Below are 17,439 nucleotides of genomic sequence, written 5' to 3' on the forward strand. Positions count from 1 at the left end.
TTGTAAAGTTTTTCTAACAAATAATCCGCTCCGTTTTTTAATTGAGGCAATCCTGTTTCACAGCCTCAGGGTTATTGCTCGCTTTCTTCTTCTAAAGGTATAATGCAAGGTCCTATCTGCCGCTGCTTTTGGGTTTCAATATTTCTCAGTCGAATTTCACAGTTAAATTCATTACTTTGGTTGGAAATGCTCGACTTGTAGTATTGATGGAAAATCAATTAGTTAAGCGCCATGTTTTATGTGCCGTGTGGGGTGCAGACATTGCAGAGCCATCTAAAAATTTAGAAAAAAATGGGTTTAAAAATAATACCAACGATACTATGTGGCGGTGCAGGATCACGTCTTTGGCCTGTTTCCCGTGAGTCGCATCCCAAACCCTTCATTCGTCTGGCCGATGGGCAAAGTCTTCTACAGAAGGCTTGGCTGCGCGGAGCAGCGTTGCCGGGAGTGGCCGAAGTGCTTACGGTTACCAATCGCGATCTTTTCTTCAAAACCGAGGACGAGTATCGCCAAGTGGCCGGCAGCACTTATAAACATCTTGGCAATAGCTTCATCCTGGAGCCCTTTGGCCGCAATACGGCTCCGGCTATCGCCGCAGCTGCGCTGCAAGTAGCGAAAACCCATGGGCAAGACGCTCTTTTGCTGGTGTTGGCCGCCGACCATCTGATTGTTGATCAGCCGGCTTTTGCCGAGGCCGTGGCGCAGGCCAAGCAGCTTGCGCAGCAGAGCAAGCTTGTCACTTTCGGCATTCGGCCCGAAGCACCTGAAACCGGCTACGGTTATATTGAAGCCGAAGGCAATGCCGTCCTGCGTTTTGTAGAGAAACCCAGCCTCGATAAAGCCAGGGAATATGTCGAATCAGGTCGCTATTTCTGGAATTCCGGTATGTTCTGCTTTGCCGCCGGTACGCTGATACGTGAAATGGAACAACATTGCCCGGCGATATTGTCCGCTGTCCGCGCCTGCATGGAGCAATCCCGCAGGGCCGAAGGCAAAGGCTTTACGCAGGTCGAGCTCAATCCGGAAGCCTTTGATCCGGTGCCCGACGATTCCATCGATTATGCCGTGATGGAAAAATCCGGCAATGTCGCGGTCGTGCCCTGCAGCATCGGCTGGAGCGACATCGGTTCCTGGAGCGCATTGGGCGATCTGTCCGAGCCCGATGCGCGAGGCAACCGCATTGAAGGCGAAGCGCTGCTGCATGATGTGAGCAACTGCTATATCAAAAGCAACGGGCGCATTATCGGCGCCGTGGGCGTCAACAACCTGATCGTTATCGATACGCCGGACGCGCTGTTGGTTGCGGACCGCGATCGTGCCCAGGATGTCAAACATCTTTATGCCAGCCTTAAAACCCAGGGCCACGAAGCCCATAGACTTCACAGGACCGTATATCGTCCCTGGGGAACTTACACCGTTCTGGAAGAAGGGCCGCGCTTCAAGATCAAGCGCATCGAAGTCAAGCCGGGCGCCAGTCTCAGCTTGCAATTGCATCACCACCGCAGCGAACACTGGATTGTGGTCAGCGGCATGGCGAAAGTGGTCAATAGTGATCAAGAGCTATTGGTCAATACTAACGAGTCTATATGTGTTCCAGCCGGCCACAAACACCGCCTGGAAAATCCGGGAGTAGTCAATCTGATCATGATTGAAGTGCAGAGCGGTGAATATCTGGGCGAGGACGATATCGTCCGTTTCGATGATAAATATGGTCGGGTTGCATCATGAAGTTACCTTGTTTTAAAGCCTACGACATTCGCGGGCGTTTGGGCGAAGAGCTCAATGAAGAAATTGCCTACCGCATTGGCCGCGCCTATGCGCAACATCTAGGCGCCAAGCGGGTTGCTGTCGGAGGCGACATCCGCCTCACCAGCGAGCCTCTCAAGCAGGCTTTGGCCAATGGCTTGATGGATGGCGGCGCCGATGTGATCGATATCGGCATGACCGGCACCGAAGAAGTGTACTTTGCCGCGTTCCATCTGGATGTTGACGGCGGCATCGAAGTGACCGCCAGCCATAACCCCATGGATTATAACGGCATGAAGCTGGTGCGCCGCGATGCTCAGCCTATCAGCGGCGATACGGGGCTGAAGGCTATTCAGGCGCTGGCCGAAGCTAATCAGTTCGAACCGGCAGCTACACGAGGCATGCTGACCCGACAATCCATTCTCGCTCCCTATGTAGAGCATTTGCTGACCTATATCGATACCGCCGCATTGAAACCGCTTAAATTGGTCGTCAATGCCGGCAATGGCGCGGCCGGCCATGTTATTGACGCGATAGAGGCGGTATTCAAGCAGCAAGGCGTGCCGGTCACGTTCATCAAAGTCAATCATCAGCCCGACGGCACTTTTCCGAACGGCATTCCCAATCCCTTGCTGCCGGAAAACCGCGCCGCGACGGCGCAGGCTGTCAAAGCCCATCAAGCCGATATGGGCATTGCCTGGGACGGTGATTTCGACCGCTGCTTCTTGTTCGATGAAAACGGCGAATTTATTGAAGGCTATTACATCGTCGGAATGTTGGCGGCCGCTTTTCTGGCTAAGCACCCCGGCGAAAAAATCATCCATGACCCGCGCCTGACCTGGAATACGATTGACGTTGTGACGTGCGCAGATGGCATTCCCGTCCAGTCCAAAACGGGGCATGCCTTTATTAAAGAACGCATGCGCGCTGAAAATGCCATTTATGGCGGTGAAATGAGCGCTCATCACTATTTCCGTGATTTTGCCTACTGCGACAGCGGTATGATACCCTGGCTGCTGGTAGCCGAATTGATCTGTCATAGCGGCAAACCTTTATCGCAACTGGTGGGTGAACGGATTCAGGCCTATCCGTGCAGTGGCGAAATCAATTACACAGTTGCCAATGCCAATGCGGCGTTGCAGGCAGTACGCGATCACTATGCTGATGCGCGTGCGCTGGTAGACACGACTGACGGGCTCAGTCTGGAATTTGCCGATTGGCGACTTAATTTGCGCAGTTCAAACACTGAACCGCTGCTGCGCTTGAATATTGAAACCCGATCCAATCCATCAGCCGTACAGGAACGGCTTGCTGAAGTTGAATCACTTATCCGGAAAAACGCTTGATGTTCGGAATGCTGTCTGCCGCTTGGCGTTATCGCTTTTTTATTTTTTCATCCATTAAAACCGAATTACAGACTAAATTCATACGCAGTAAATTGGGCGGCCTTTGGATGATTCTGCACCCGCTTTCGCAGGTGCTTATTTTTGCCTTTGTGTTGTCGGCCGTGTTGTCGGCCAAGCTGCCCGGCATCGATAACCAATATGCCTATGCCATCTATCTGATGTCGGGCACTTTGGGCTGGTCTTTGTTTGCTGAAATCGTTAACCGCTGTCTGACGCTGTTTATCGATAACGGCAATCTCCTCAAAAAGTTGGTATTTCCGAAGATTGCCTTGCCGCTTATCGTTACCGGCAGTGCTTTGGTCAACAATACTTTACTCTTTGTCGCCATTTTAGCGATTTTCGGTGCGCTGGGGCACATACCCGGCGTAGAGGTTTTCTGGCTGCCTGTGCTCATGGTAGTCAATATCGCACTGGCGCTCGGGCTGGGGCTGGCCTTGGGCGTGCTCAACGTCTTTATGCGCGATATCGGACAGATCGTGCCCGTCATTATGCAATTTCTGTTCTGGTTCACCCCTATTGTTTACATGGCAAATATTATCCCGGAAGAATACCGGAACTGGCTTGAGTTTAATCCGCTGATCCCCATCATCACGGGCTATCAGAACATACTTTTATATAACCATGCGCCCGATTGGGCCGGTTTAGGCGTAATTGCTCTTATTGCTGCGGGGCTGCTCGCTTTTGCCCTGCTTTTGTTTCGTAAAGCGAGCCCTGAAATGGTGGACCAACTATGAGCGGTGAACTGCACGTACAAAATCTGGGGAAGTCCTACCGCCAGTGGGGCAGCGAATGGCGGCGGATGGCTTCGTGGTTTTTTCCATTCATCGCGCCACGCGAAGAGCACTGGGTTCTCAAAGATGTGAGTTTTTCCATCGATCCCGGCGAAGCCGTAGGCGTCGTCGGTCAGAATGGCGCCGGCAAAAGTACCCTGCTGAAACTCATTACCGGCACCACCAGCCCCACGCAAGGCCAAGTCCAGCTGCGTGGGCGCGTGGCAGCAATCCTGGAATTGGGCATGGGCTTCAGCCCCGACCTGACGGGGCGGCAGAACGCCTATCACTCCGCCGGGCTTATGGGATACAGCCAGGCAGAAATCGAACGTGCAATGCCTGAAATCAAGGCATTTGCCGAAGTAGGCGAATATTTTGACCAGCCTGTGCGCACTTATTCCAGTGGCATGCAAATGCGCGTGGCGTTCAGTGTGGCGACGGCTTTTAAACCTGATCTGCTTATTGTGGATGAGGCGCTGTCAGTGGGCGATAGCTATTTTCAACATAAAAGTTTTGACCGCATGCGTCAATTCAAGGAAGAGGGCGTTTCCATCATGCTCGTCACCCACAGCATGGGGGATATCCGCAGCTTGTGCGATCGTGCCATTCTGCTGGATAAAGGGCGTGTGCTCAAAGACGGTCAGCCTGACGAAGTTGTTGATTATTACAACGCGCTTATCGCCGAAAAAGAAAACGCCAATCTGAATGTCGAGCAGCGCCGTGAAAAAAATGGCTGGCTGCTGACCAAAAGCGGTACGGGCGAGGCACGTGTTAAAAAGCTTCAGTTGCTGGATGCCGTTTCGGGTGACGAGTTAGCCGCTGCCCAAGTCGGGCAAGCCGTGGAACTGCGGTTAGAAGCATCCATTCGTATGGATATACCCAATCTGGTGCTCGGTTATATGATTCGCGATAAACAAGGCCATGTAATATGGGGCACCAATACATGGCACACGCGCCAAATACAACAGGATGTCAAATCTGGCGAGACAATTGTCTTCAGATTGCCTTTTACTTGCACCTTAGGGCCGGGTTCTTACTCTGTATCTCCGGCATTGGTCAGCTCTGATACACATCTAACCGACAACTATGAATGGGTGGATAACCTTCTTGTGTTTGATGTAATCAATGTCAATCAAGAGTATTTCATCGGTAGTAACTGGCTTGATGCTCAGTTTTCCATCTCTCGCCAGCAAGAGGAATATGCTCAATGAGTTTTGTCTCATATGCCCAAAATTTTGAAGACGTGATGCTTTGGCGTGCGCTCAAACACGTGCAAAATGGTGTTTATATTGATGTGGGAGCACAGCATCCCGTGATTGATTCTGTCAGCAAAGCCTTTTATGAGCATGGTTGGCGCGGTATTCACATTGAACCTGTTCCCACCTATGCCGAGCTTTTGCGAAAAGACAGGCCTGACGAAACGGTGTTGCAAGTGGCACTGGCAGATGCCGAAGGTGTGCTTGAGCTTAATGTCATACCCGATACGGGCCTAAGCACCGCCGTGGATGTATATGCACAACGCCATCAGGTTGAGCGGGGGTACGAGTTACAACAGATCCAAGTGCCGGTAATGACGTTGAAAGTAGCAACGAAGTCGGTGGTAGGTAAGGATGTTCATTGGTTGAAAATCGATGTTGAAGGGCTTGAAGAAAAAGTACTCAAAGGCTGGGACAGCAAAACTTTGCGACCTTGGATAATGGTTGTTGAAGCAACCATTCCCAATTCACCAGAGACTGACTATGCAAGTTGGGAGCCTATTCTAACAGCAGCCGACTATCAGTTTGTTTACTTTGACGGGCTCAACCGTTTTTATGTAGCTAAAGAACATGTCGAGCTCATCGAAGCGTTTTCTTGCCCACCCAATATATTCGATGATATTGAACTTACTGGAAATTCAATACTGTGTCATGGTTTGACGGTATCACATCAGACAAGGGAAAAAGAATTAACTGCACAAGCCGATGCAGCTAACGAATACAATACTAAGCTGCAAGCCCATATCCAATGGCAACAAAACCAGTGTGATGCAGCCAACGAATATAATATTCAATTGCAAACTCATGCCCAATGGCTTCAAAACGAATGGAATGCTGCCAAACAACGAATTGAAGATCTTAGCAGGAACACGGGGCAATTAGCAGCAGAGCTCAATACTATTAGGGAACACAATGCGCATGCTGAATGGCTTCAACAAACTGAGCAGGCAAAAGCTGCAAATCTTGCTGCTGAACTTAATGCCGCCAATGAACACAATACTCAACTACAAGCTCGTGCCCAATGGCTACAAAATGAATTAGATGCGGCTAATTCCAAAATCAGTGAGCTTAACCAATTATCTCATCACTGGTGGGTTATAGCTGATCGGCTTAGCCAGGAACAGAAAAGCATTTATGCCAGCACATTCTGGCGCATCACTTGGCCATTGCGCAAAATAATGCAAATCGCCAAGTGGTCACTGACTTTGCCTGTACGTACGATGAAATGGTTCATCCGTTTACCTAAGCGTTTGGGTAAACCACTGATGGTATGGGCCATGCGCAGGATCCTCAATAATTCTGATATGAAAAACCATGTGCTAGATACACTTGCCAAATATCCCTTGATCAAACAACATCTGCGATTATTCGCCATAAGAGCAGGTTTGATAAATGATGAGACTGCTTCTGACGAACAAATTAATATTGAGGTTGTATATTCACTAGACATGGAAGAAGAATTAATAAATAACCTCTCGCCTAGCGCGGCTCGCATTTATGCTGAACTCCTCAAAAGATCTATTGACGCGAGGAAAAACTGATGCGCATCGCAATTGATATGCAAGGTGCTCAAGGAAACAATCAACGGCGTGGTATTGGACGTTATACTCTCTCTCTGGTTCAGGCTATAGTCCGTAATCGTGGTAGTCATGAAATATTTCTCGCACTTAATGGGTTGTTTCCTGAAAGTATTGAACAGATACGGGCCGCATTTGATGGATTACTGCCGCAAAAGAATATTCGCGTCTGGCAAGTGCCAGGCCCAGTGCGCAGTTTGGGTAGCGGAAATGATTGGCGCCGCCGCACTGGCGAGCTGGTACGTGAGGCTTTTTTAACCAGTCTCAAACCGGATCTTGTCCTGATCAGCAGTCTGTTCGAAGGTCCGGCCGATGATACAGTGACCAGCATCGGTACGTTGAGTAGTTCGATACCAACGGCAGTTATCCTGTATGACTTGATTCCACTGATTCAGCGCCAGCCTTATCTGGAAAATCCGGTAGTTGAGGCTTGGTACGAGAATAAGCTTGGCCATCTGCGTCGCGCCAACTTGCTGCTTGCCATTTCAGAATCATCTCGGAAAGAGAGCCTCCATTACCTTGGCTTTCCGGCTGAAGCATGCATCAATATTTCAGCGGCTGCCGACTCGCAATTTCAATCGCAACAAGTCGACTATAAGCGAGAGCAGGAAGTTCGCCAGCGTTACGGATTACATCGATCGTTTGTTATGTATACCGGAGGTATTGATCATCGCAAGAATGTTAAGGAGTTGATTCGAGCTTACGCTAAATTATCTAAGCCATTGCGTGCTAGCCACCAACTAGCGATTGTTTGCGCCAATCTGATGCCCAATAGTCGAGCTGAACTGGAAAAGATAGCTAAAGAGCAGGGACTGAAGAATGATGAGCTGGTGCTGACTGGATTTGTATCCGAAGAAGATTTGCTGACACTCTATAACCTCTGCAGAGCCTTCGTATTTCCTTCATGGCATGAAGGATTTGGCTTGCCTGCGTTGGAAGCTATGTCCTGTGGACGGGCAGTGATCGGTGCCAATACTTCCAGCCTTCCGGAAGTGATTGGCCGGGATGATGCACTGTTTGACCCAATGAGCGATACGGCGATTGCTGACAAACTCACGAAAGTATTGACTGATGACGACTTCCGGGCAGAGCTGGAGCAGCACGGCCTGGAGCAGGCCAAGCGATTTTCCTGGGATATCAGCGCCCAACGGGCAATTGCTGCATTTGAGGCACTACATGCTAGAAACATCAGTCAAGCATTGACTGATGTTACATTCGCTCGCCGACCCAAGCTGGCATATGTCTCGCCATTGCCGCCAGTGCGCAGCGGGATTAGTGACTACAGTGCCGAGCTTTTACCCGAGTTATCACGTTACTATGATATCGACGTGATCGTGGCACAGGATCTCGTATCTGATCCGTGGATAAAAGCCAACTGTACATTGCGCAGTGTGGAATGGTTCAAGGATCATGCAGACCTTTACGGTCGGACGCTCTATCATTTTGGCAACAACTATTTCCACCTGCATATGTTTAACTTGTTGGAGACGGTGCCAGGTGTCGTTGTTCTGCATGATTTCTTCCTATCTGGTGTAGTAGGCCACATGCATTTCAGTGGTCGTGAGTCTGGCTCTTGGATTAAGGCTCTTTATCAAAACCATGGTTATCCAGCTTTGCAACAGCATTTTGATTCCTCAAATACTGCGGAAGTACCTTGGCGCTATCCGTGCAACTTGGATGTGATTCAAAAAGCGCTGGGTATGATGGTACATTCTGAAAATTCTCTACTACTTGCAAAAAATTGGTACGGTGAAGGCGCGGCTGACGATTGGGCCGTTGTTCCGTTGTTGCGCGTTCCCGCTTTTGATATTGATAGAGCCGAAGCTCGCCGCTTGCTGAACTTGGGCAATGATGATTTTGTGATCTGTAGCTTTGGCTTGCTCGGACCTACTAAGCTAAACCATCGCTTGCTCAAGGCATGGTTGGCATCGACTTTGGCGAAAAACTCCAATTGCGTGCTGGTGTTTGTGGGTGAAAATCATGGTGGTGAATATGGTATGGAACTAATTGCCACAATTCGCCAAAGTGGTCTAGATAACCGTATTCGCATCACCGGTTGGACAGATACCACTACTTTCCGTCATTACCTCGAGGCAGCCGATGTGGGAGTGCAATTGCGTACTCTCTCACGTGGCGAAACCTCAGCCACGGTACTGGACTGTATGAATTACGGCCTGCCAACCATCGTTAATGCTAATGGTTCTATGGCTGATCTTCCCGATGATGTTGTGTTCAAGTTGCCAGATGAATTTGAAGATGCTGAGTTTGTTCACGCGTTAGAAAGTTTGTGGAAAAATACGGTCGAACGTAATAGCTTAGGCGCAAGAGCACAAGAGCATATCCGCACTCGGCACGACCCGCGTACCTGTGCAGCCAAGTATGCTAGAGCCATTGAATCCTTTTATTATCGTTCTGCTACCGATAAACATGCTCTAATTCAAGCTATCACTGGTTTAGATGAAAAACCAAAGAATGATGTAGAGTTTATAAAGTTGGCTGATTGCATAGCAAAAAACTTATCACCTACGCCATCACAAAAACAACTTTTTGTAGATGTGTCTGAACTAATTCAGCGTGATGCCAGAAGTGGCATTCAGCGCGTAGTACGTAGTGTTTTAAGAGAACTGTTACAGAATCCACCAGAAGGTTATCGTGTGGAGCCCGTTTATGCTACTTTAGAGCACGGTTACCGTTACGCGCGTCAATTCACATTAAGATTTTTGGAGTGCCCTGATAGCGTTTTATCCGATGGCTTGATCGAATATCAGAATGGGGATATTTTCTTAGGTCTCGATCTTCAGCCACAAGTTATTCCCGCACAAAGGGCATTCTACCAACAATTGCGCCGAGATGGAGTGTTAGTGCAGTTTGTGGTGTATGATCTTTTATGTATTTTATCGCCACAGTTTTTCGGTGAAGGGGCTCTAGAGGGGTATCAACGTTGGCTGGAAGTAGTGGCAGAAAGCGATGGTGCAATTTGCATTTCAAAATCGGTGGCAAACGAGCTGTCCGACTGGCTTGAAGCGCATGGGCAAAAAAGATACCGTCCATTTAATATTTCTTGGTTTCACCTAGGCGCTGATGTAAAAAGTTCTGTTCCCTCAGGCGGTCTGCCTAATAATGCCGATACAGTGTTGAACTCATTGTATAACAAGTCTAATTTTCTGATGGTAGGTACTATTGAGCCGCGTAAAGGTCATGCTCAAGTAGTCTCCGCTTTTGAAAAATTGTGGGTTGAGGGTATGGATATTAACTTGGTCATCGTTGGTAAACAAGGCTGGATGGTAGAAGCTTTAGTAGATAAACTGCGCCATCATGCTGAGTTAGGTAAGCATCTGTTTTGGCTGGAAGGTATCAGTGACGAATATCTTGAAAAAATCTACGCAGCCTCGACTTGCTTGATTGCTGCTAGTGAAGGAGAAGGATTTGGGCTGCCCCTCATTGAAGCTGCGCAACATAAATTGCCTATTATTGCACGGGATATCCCTGTATTTCGTGAGGTAGCTGGCGATCATGCATTCTACTTCAAAGGCCAGAAGGCTGATTCTATTAAAAAGGCACTTGTTTCATGGCTGAGTTTGAATGCCCAAGGCAAATCGTCAAGTGCAGAAGGGATGAAGTGGTTGACTTGGAAAGATAGTGTACAGCAGCTTATGGCCAAGATTTTGCCTACTTTACAGGTCAAGAATTAAACAAGACTCAAAAATATTATTTATACATCCTAATTATCAACAACGGGACGAAACGGATATCGAAATATTGCACGCGATACTCAAACTTGCATCACACAGTGAGCTCGTTTTTACGGATAAAAGTGATTGATTATTAACTCGCTGCGAATGCCAGGAAACATTACTGCACAAAAATCAAGGAGATTAGGAAATATGAGTAATATCGCTACACCATCTTTGAAAATTGCGGTTGTAATACCAGCTTATAAAGTTGGCAGTCACATTTTGGGGGTAATAAATAAAATTGGCCCGGAGGTGAGCCGTATTTATGTTGTCGATGATTGTTGTCCTGAGGGATCTGGGGCGCAGGTTAAGGAAACTTGTACAGACGAGCGAGTTAAGGTCATTCGAAATTCAGAAAATCAAGGGGTAGGTGGTGCGGTAATAATAGGCTACAAAGCCGCGATTGCTGAAGGAATGGATATTATTGTTAAGGTAGATGGTGATGGTCAAATGAATCCAGATCTGATCTCAGATTTTGTGGCGCCGATTGCAGGCGGCGAGGCCGACTATACCAAAGGAAATCGCTTCTTCGATCTGGAAGAAATTCATGTGATGCCGAAAATGCGCTTATTTGGCAATGCAGTATTGTCCTTTATGACCAAGCTTTCGTCTGGCTATTGGGATTTATTTGATCCAACCAATGGCTATACGGCGATTCATAGGGATGTTGCCCGACATCTTCCGTTCAGCAAGATTAGCCACCGCTATTTTTTTGAGACCGACATGCTCTTTCGGCTTAACACGCTACGTGCAGTGGTTGTGGATATACCGATGAATGCGAAGTATGGCGATGAAGTTAGCAATCTAAAAATATCAAAAATTATTGGGGAGTTTTTGTTCAAGCATATTCGAAATTTCGCGAAGCGAATTTTTTATAATTATTACCTCAGGGATATGTCGATAGCGTCGATTGAATTGCCTTTAGGAATAATTATGCTGGTCTTTGGGGTTGTGTTTGGAAGTTATCATTGGATAACCTCTTCGCAAGCGGGAGTAGCAACTCCGGTCGGCACGGTTATGCTTGCGGCACTGCCTGTAATAATAGGCCTTCAATTTATTTTGGCTTTTTTAGCATATGACATTTCTACCACTCCTCGACGCCCTTTACATCGCAATAAAAATCAACAATATCTTTGACAATTAAACAGGTTCTTCAATGTCTTTATTACAGCTTGTGTTCATCCTCTTGACAGTGCTGGCACTGTCTGCTGGTCAGATATTGTTCAAAATGGCTTCAAGCAGTTTTGAATTTTCCATTGCTGGATTAGCTGCTAGTCTTCTAAATATCAAGCTTATTGTTGCGCTAGTAGTGTATTTTTTTGCCACAATTATGTGGCTTCTTGTACTCAAAGTTACCCCACTACGAGTGGCATATCCTTTTGTTGCTTTAGCTTTCTTCATTGTACCGATACTTGCCCATTTTTTGCTGAATGAGAATATAAGCTGGAATACCTTTGTTGGAGCCATTTTGATAGCACTTGGTGTCTGGGTTTCTGTATATCCAGGGCTTCCTCTTCTCATTAAAAAATTTGCCAGACTATGGTTTTTTTGAGTGGAAAGAAGGTAAGCGGTAATGATGGAATCGGAAGAGATGAGCTTTGGGAGTATTTCTTGCGTTGTTTCAATGCAAAAAACATTGAGAGGATGTGTGCTTAAAATAAAATCAAACCTTAGCAGTGAAATTAGAAAAAATTTCCTAACTTTTGCTGTTTGCTTAAGCATAGTATTTGCTGCTCTTTTATTTAGGAACTGGAATATTTATCCTACTGTATTTGCCGATGAATATATCTATAGCAAATTCTCTAGACTTTTACCGCTCTCGGATTCAACAATTCCGGGCTATGTATATTTAGCAATATACAGTATTACCAATACGTGCGGAGATGGTTTTCTCAGTTGTGCGAGAATATTAAATGTCCTATTTTTTGTTGCGGCCGCGCCTTTTATTTATCTAACGGCCAGACGGGCATGCACTAGAGGTATTGCGTCAGTTATTGCATTTCTGTCCCTATTGGGGCCAATTAATAGTTATACGGCGTATTACATGCCAGAAGCGTTATATTTCTTTTCCTTTTGGCTCTTCACATGGTTTGTCTTGCAGTTAGATAATTCGTCTGATTCAATGGCATGGAGCTTGGGGGGAATACTATTAGGCCTTTCTGCACTGGTTAAGCCCCACTCTCTGTTTTTCTTGCCTGCAGTCGTGATATATATCTTATATGTCAGCAGAAAAAATGGAGGTGACTGGATTCTGCAGGCATTCAGGAATGCCTTCTTTTTTATTGCCTTTGTTTTTTTTACGAAATTATTATTTGGTTATTTTCTTGCCGGTAAGTCCGGAATTACTATTTTTGGCCCTATGTATAGTTCAGTAGCGAGCTCTACTACATCAAATTTTCAGCGCTACCTAGAACTATTCAATGTATCAGCTGAAATTCTCAAAGGGCATGTATTGGCAATTTCCTTAATGTTTGCTATGCCGATCGCTTTCGCGATTAATTCCTCATTTAATATGATAAGCTCTAAAGCAGAAGTAAAAACAGATCAAAAAATTACGTTTTATACCCTTGCGATTCTGGCTAGCCTTATTTTAGTTACTTGCCTTTTTACAGCTTCGGTTGCAAATACTGGACCATACGAGACGGCCGCCCGTCTTCATATGCGCTACTATAATTTCATGCTACCCTTGTTACTCATAATTGCTACTTCCCAGTTGTCTTTAGAGCCAATTAATGGCACGCTCAAATGGAGGGCGATTGCTGCTTTTCCAATCGGCGCTACGATTTTATATGCTGTTTATACCCATTTGATGCCCTATACACCGAGCCTTGTTGACAGCCCAGAATTACGTGGTTTTACTTCTAATTCGACTGTCTTTCATGTTTTGAGCGGAATATCTTTTGTCGCCCTTGCTGTATGGATTTACGATGCTCGAGCCGGTGCTAAATTTTTCATCTATTTATTTATGCCGCTTTCGGTGTTTTTTTCAACAACATATGTCAATCAGGAACTTAGACAGAGACTTATCCCTGATGTTTATGACAAGGCGGGAATATTCGCTAAACAGCATTTATCTAATGAGGAAATTTCGAAGCTATTGATTGTTGGTTCAGATCTATCTGGATTGTTCCGCTCACTGTTTTACCTTGATAGTACGCAGGCCTCATTTGAGGTAATTCCTGAAGGAACAAGCTATGAGTTATCGAAAATTCCGGTTGGCAAAGAGTGGGTTTTGGCTATTGGAGATCATTTATCGCGAAAAGAAATGCCCCTCCAATTTCCAATGAATGGTTTTACTCTGGATCGGATAGTTATTGTTGATTTCAAAAAGTCTTCATGGCCAGGCGTTATTACAAAAAGTCGTGGATTGTGCTCTGCAGAGGGATGGGGGCGATGGTCAGCAGGTGAGACTGTAGCTCTTGAGTTTGCAATGCCTTTGCCAGAAAAATTTGCGATTCAACTAGTGGCGCGCGCATTCGGACCTAATGTTGGAAAAGAATTTATGGTCCATGTAGGTGGAATTACAAAAAACTTTAAGTTGAATGCCTCACATGAAAGAAGGGTGATTGAGTTTGTTAACTCTCAAAAAGATAAAACTATTAAATTTGATATTCCATCTCCGGCTTCGCCTAAAGATTTGGGTTTGAGTGCCGATGAGCGAAAATTAGGTATTGCTTTTACTGAATTAAGAATTGTTCCTTTATAAAGTTGGATGTAAAGATGTCTAGTAATAAAAAATTAAAGAAAGCGGTTATTACAGGAATCACCGGTCAAGATGGTGCTTATCTGACGGAGTTACTGTTGGAAAAAGGCTATACCGTCTACGGCACTTACCGCCGCACCAGTTCCGTCAACTTCTGGCGCATAGAAGAACTGGGTATCCAGAACCATCCCAATTTGCATCTGGTGGAATATGATCTGACGGATTTGGGTTCCAGCATCGCGCTGGTGCAGAAGGTGCAGCCGGATGAAATTTACAACCTGGCAGCGCAAAGCTTTGTCGGTGTGAGTTTTGAACAGCCTAGCGCCACGGCCCAGATTACCGGCATTGGTGCATTGAACTTGTTGGAAGCCATTCGTCTGGTTAATCCGAAGATCCGGTTTTATCAAGCGTCCACATCCGAGATGTTCGGTAAGGTTCAGGCCATTCCGCAGGTGGAAGATACCCCGTTTTACCCGCGCAGCCCTTATGGTGTGGCCAAGCTCTATGCGCACTGGATGACGGTCAATTACCGCGAAAGTTATGACATTTTTGGTTCCAGCGGCATTTTGTTCAACCATGAAAGCCCTTTGCGCGGCCGCGAATTCGTCACGCGCAAGATTACCGATTCAGTAGCCAAGATCAGCCTGGGTAAGCTGGATGTTCTGGAACTCGGCAATATGGATGCCAAGCGCGATTGGGGCTTCGCAAAGGAATATGTGGAAGGCATGTGGCGTATATTGCAGGCCAATGAGCCCGATACATTCGTGCTGGCGACCAATCGCACGGAAACCGTGCGTGATTTTGTACGCATGGCGTTTAAGGCGATTAGCGTAGAACTTGAGTTTAAAGGCCAGGGCGATGAGGAATATGCTGTGATTGTAGCTATCAACTCTGACTCCGCTCAAGGCGAGAAGGCGTTACAAGTAGGACAAACGGTGGTGCGCGTTAACCCTAGATTCTATCGCCCTGCCGAAGTGGACTTGCTGATCGGCAATCCGGCCAAGGCCAAAGCCAAGCTGGACTGGACGCCTAAAACCACGCTGGAGCAGTTGTGTCAAATGATGGTGGAGGCTGATCTGCGCCGCAATACACAGGGGTTCTCATTTTGAGGCTGCTGGTCACGGGCGGACAGGGTTTTACCGGGCAGCACTTTGTCAAGGCTGCCCGTGCCTGTGGGCACGAGGTTATTACTCTGCAAGCCGATCTCAAAGATCGCGAAGCAGTACGGCAGCAGGTAGTTGAAGCAGCGCCGGAAGCCGTCGTTCATCTGGCTGCGATCAGCTTCGTCGGGCACGCCGATGCCAGTGCGTTTTACGATGTCAACGTGATTGGCACGCTGAATCTGCTGGAGGCTCTGGCCGCCCTTGCGCAGCCGCTACGCAGTGTCTTGATCGCCAGCAGCGCCAATGTGTACGGTAACTGCGAGCGGTCACCCATTACGGAAGAGCAAGCGCCGGCGCCGGTCAATCATTACGCCATGAGCAAGCTGGCCATGGAGTATATGGCCAGAACTTATCTCGACAGGCTGCCGTTGTTTTTCGCGCGGCCTTTTAACTATACAGGCCCGTTGCAGGCCAAGTCGTTTGTCATTCCCAAGCTGGTCGCGCATTTTGCGCAGAAGGCAGAGGCGGTTGAGCTAGGCAATCTTGATGTGGAGCGCGAGTTTAACGATGTGCGCTTTGTCTGCGAAGCCTATTTGCGATTGCTGCAGAAGGCTACTCCCGGCGAGGTCTATAACATCTGCTCCGGCAAGCCGGTAACGCTCAAATCCGTGATTGAGCTGTTGGGCCAGATCACGGGTCATCAATTGCAGATCAACGTAAACCCGGCCTTTGTACGCAGCAATGAGATTCACCGCTTATGCGGCAGCCCGGCAAAGCTGGTCAGTGTTGTAGGCGATATTTCATCGCCGGCCTTGGTTGATACGCTGCGCTGGATGTTGGTCGAAAGTTGATGAAGGTTATTGTATCGATTGACCCGGTACGATTCCCTCTGACAGGCATTGGGCGTTATACTTTTGAATTAGTGCGCCACCTTGCTAAGCTGGACGATGTCGGTGATCTGAGGCTGCTGTCCGGATCCGGTTTTGTGCCGTCTCTGCCAGCGGCGGCAGCGTGTGTTGACGATGGCAGAACGTCGCTGGTCAGGCAGTTAAAAAAACATCTGCTGAAAAGCCACACAGTAGTGGATCTGGCCAGTGGTTTCAGGAACTGGAGAAGGCAGCGCGCTTTGCTTGGGCTTGAGGATTTTGTCTTTCATGGGCCTAATTACTATCTGCCCAGGTTTGCCGGCGTCAATGTCAGCACTTTTCATGATCTGTCGGTGTATAGTTGGTCTCACTGCCATCCGCCGGAGCGTGTACGGTTCATGCAAAAACAGATTGCGATTTCATTGCGGAGGGCCGACATGTTAATTACGGACTCGGAATTTACCCGGCAGGAAGTCGCGCAGCATTTCTCCTGGCCGCTCGATAAAATTCGCAGCGTATCGTTGGCCAGCAGTCCGGAGTTTTATCCTCGCAGTCAGACCGAATGGTCTGCAACAGGTGCTCGCTATGGTTTAACCATGGGTGGATATACGCTTTTTGCAGGGACCATAGAGCCCCGTAAGAATCTGGATGTCCTGCTCGATGCTTATGGGTTACTGCCTCTGAACTTGCGGCAGCGATGGCCGTTGGTTATGACGGGCTATCAAGGCTGGCAAAGCGAAAAACTGCATGAACGCATCAAGGCGGCTAGCCGTGAGGGCTGGGTACGTTACTTAGGCTATGTGCCTGCCGAGGATTTGCCCTTGCTTTATGCCGGCGCCCGTCTGTTTGCATTTCCTTCGCTGTATGAGGGTTTTGGCTTGCCGATACTGGAGGCGATGGCTTCCGGAGTGCCGGTGGTCTGCTCAAATGCTTCTTCCTTGCCCGAGGTCGCGGGCGATGCGGCCGGCATGTGCGAAGCAATGGATGTGGATAGTCTGTCGGGACTGATCGCGGCAGGGCTGGAAGACGACATCTGGCGTAACAGTTCGATTGAAAAAGGACTGGCCCGGGCCGATGGATTCAGTTGGCAGCGTTGCGCCGAAGAAACGGTTGCAGTTTACCGTGAAGCAATCAGTGCCAGATCTTAGCTTCTAAAATAACGTAGGAACAGTTGCTGAAATACCGTAATGAAAAAAGCAGTTGCTGATCTGGCACAGGGATGTGATAGGCTATGACCATATAGCATTGGCTATCTGCACTACATTTACATAGATAGCT

General features: G+C 47.7%; 12 protein-coding genes. All 12 read left to right on the plus strand.

Features of this window, described 5'->3' with window-relative positions; genetic code table 11:
• Positions 1 to 291 precede the first annotated feature (291 nt).
• The 12 genes from IT781_RS07835 to IT781_RS07890 all read left to right on the plus strand — a co-directional run bounded on the left by IT781_RS07835 (position 292) and on the right by IT781_RS07890 (position 17,309).
• A complete protein-coding gene (locus IT781_RS07835; protein WP_194969592.1) occupies positions 292 to 1,728 on the plus strand; it encodes a mannose-1-phosphate guanylyltransferase/mannose-6-phosphate isomerase in 1,437 nt (478 codons plus the stop codon).
• The gene (locus IT781_RS07840) at positions 1,725 to 3,092 is read left to right on the plus strand and encodes a phosphomannomutase CpsG (RefSeq protein WP_228779001.1); all 1,368 of its coding nucleotides are present in this window, start codon (positions 1,725 to 1,727) and stop codon (positions 3,090 to 3,092) included. The genes IT781_RS07835 and IT781_RS07840 overlap by 4 nt, the downstream gene beginning before the upstream one ends.
• Positions 3,092 to 3,886, plus strand: coding sequence for an ABC transporter permease (locus tag IT781_RS07845; protein WP_194969593.1), 795 nt, complete (start codon positions 3,092 to 3,094; stop codon positions 3,884 to 3,886). Before IT781_RS07840 ends, IT781_RS07845 begins: the two co-directional genes overlap by 1 nt.
• Positions 3,883 to 5,133 carry an ABC transporter ATP-binding protein gene (locus tag IT781_RS07850; RefSeq protein WP_194969594.1) on the plus strand — a complete coding sequence of 417 codons (1,251 nt, stop codon included), beginning with the start codon at positions 3,883 to 3,885 and terminating at the stop codon, positions 5,131 to 5,133. Before IT781_RS07845 ends, IT781_RS07850 begins: the two co-directional genes overlap by 4 nt.
• Positions 5,130 to 6,719 carry an FkbM family methyltransferase gene (locus tag IT781_RS07855; RefSeq protein ID WP_194969595.1) on the plus strand — a complete coding sequence of 530 codons (1,590 nt, stop codon included), beginning with the start codon at positions 5,130 to 5,132 and terminating at the stop codon, positions 6,717 to 6,719. The genes IT781_RS07850 and IT781_RS07855 overlap by 4 nt, the downstream gene beginning before the upstream one ends.
• Positions 6,719 to 10,447, plus strand: a complete 3,729-nt coding sequence (locus IT781_RS07860) for a glycosyltransferase (protein ID WP_194969596.1) — start codon at positions 6,719 to 6,721, stop codon at positions 10,445 to 10,447. The genes IT781_RS07855 and IT781_RS07860 overlap by 1 nt, the downstream gene beginning before the upstream one ends.
• 192 nt (positions 10,448 to 10,639) lie before the next feature.
• The gene (locus IT781_RS07865; protein WP_194969597.1) at positions 10,640 to 11,626 is read left to right on the plus strand and encodes a glycosyltransferase; all 987 of its coding nucleotides are present in this window, start codon (positions 10,640 to 10,642) and stop codon (positions 11,624 to 11,626) included.
• A 19-nt stretch (positions 11,627 to 11,645) separates the two neighbouring features.
• Positions 11,646 to 12,041 carry a hypothetical protein gene (locus IT781_RS07870; RefSeq protein ID WP_228779002.1) on the plus strand — a complete coding sequence of 132 codons (396 nt, stop codon included), beginning with the start codon at positions 11,646 to 11,648 and terminating at the stop codon, positions 12,039 to 12,041.
• 21 nt (positions 12,042 to 12,062) lie between these two features.
• Positions 12,063 to 14,195: a glycosyltransferase family 39 protein gene (locus tag IT781_RS07875; protein ID WP_194969598.1), complete on the plus strand. Its 2,133-nt coding sequence runs from the start codon at positions 12,063 to 12,065 to the stop codon at positions 14,193 to 14,195.
• A gap of 14 nt (positions 14,196 to 14,209) precedes the next feature.
• Positions 14,210 to 15,301 carry a GDP-mannose 4,6-dehydratase gene (gmd, locus tag IT781_RS07880; protein WP_194969599.1) on the plus strand — a complete coding sequence of 364 codons (1,092 nt, stop codon included), beginning with the start codon at positions 14,210 to 14,212 and terminating at the stop codon, positions 15,299 to 15,301.
• Positions 15,298 to 16,146: a GDP-mannose 4,6-dehydratase gene (locus IT781_RS07885; protein WP_194969600.1), complete on the plus strand. Its 849-nt coding sequence runs from the start codon at positions 15,298 to 15,300 to the stop codon at positions 16,144 to 16,146. The genes gmd and IT781_RS07885 overlap by 4 nt, the downstream gene beginning before the upstream one ends.
• Positions 16,146 to 17,309 carry a glycosyltransferase family 1 protein gene (locus IT781_RS07890; RefSeq protein ID WP_194969601.1) on the plus strand — a complete coding sequence of 388 codons (1,164 nt, stop codon included), beginning with the start codon at positions 16,146 to 16,148 and terminating at the stop codon, positions 17,307 to 17,309. The genes IT781_RS07885 and IT781_RS07890 overlap by 1 nt, the downstream gene beginning before the upstream one ends.
• Positions 17,310 to 17,439 lie beyond the last annotated feature (130 nt).

The sequence above is a fragment of the Methylobacter sp. BlB1 genome (assembly GCF_015476545.1).
In the GTDB taxonomy this organism is placed as follows: domain Bacteria; phylum Pseudomonadota; class Gammaproteobacteria; order Methylococcales; family Methylomonadaceae; genus Methylobacter.

Bases quoted from the DNA above. Each gene is read 5' to 3' on its own strand.
- IT781_RS07835 (WP_194969592.1), top strand. From the start codon at position 292: ATGGGTTTAAAAATAATACCAACGATACTATGTGGCGGTGCAGGATCA.
- IT781_RS07840 (WP_228779001.1), top strand. From the start codon at position 1,725: ATGAAGTTACCTTGTTTTAAAGCCTACGACATTCGCGGGCGTTTGGGC.
- IT781_RS07845 (WP_194969593.1), top strand. From the start codon at position 3,092: ATGTTCGGAATGCTGTCTGCCGCTTGGCGTTATCGCTTTTTTATTTTT.
- IT781_RS07850 (WP_194969594.1), top strand. From the start codon at position 3,883: ATGAGCGGTGAACTGCACGTACAAAATCTGGGGAAGTCCTACCGCCAG.
- IT781_RS07855 (WP_194969595.1), top strand. From the start codon at position 5,130: ATGAGTTTTGTCTCATATGCCCAAAATTTTGAAGACGTGATGCTTTGG.
- IT781_RS07860 (WP_194969596.1), top strand. From the start codon at position 6,719: ATGCGCATCGCAATTGATATGCAAGGTGCTCAAGGAAACAATCAACGG.
- IT781_RS07865 (WP_194969597.1), top strand. From the start codon at position 10,640: ATGAGTAATATCGCTACACCATCTTTGAAAATTGCGGTTGTAATACCA.
- IT781_RS07870 (WP_228779002.1), top strand. From the start codon at position 11,646: ATGTCTTTATTACAGCTTGTGTTCATCCTCTTGACAGTGCTGGCACTG.
- IT781_RS07875 (WP_194969598.1), top strand. From the start codon at position 12,063: ATGATGGAATCGGAAGAGATGAGCTTTGGGAGTATTTCTTGCGTTGTT.
- gmd (WP_194969599.1), top strand. From the start codon at position 14,210: ATGTCTAGTAATAAAAAATTAAAGAAAGCGGTTATTACAGGAATCACC.
- IT781_RS07890 (WP_194969601.1), top strand. From the start codon at position 16,146: ATGAAGGTTATTGTATCGATTGACCCGGTACGATTCCCTCTGACAGGC.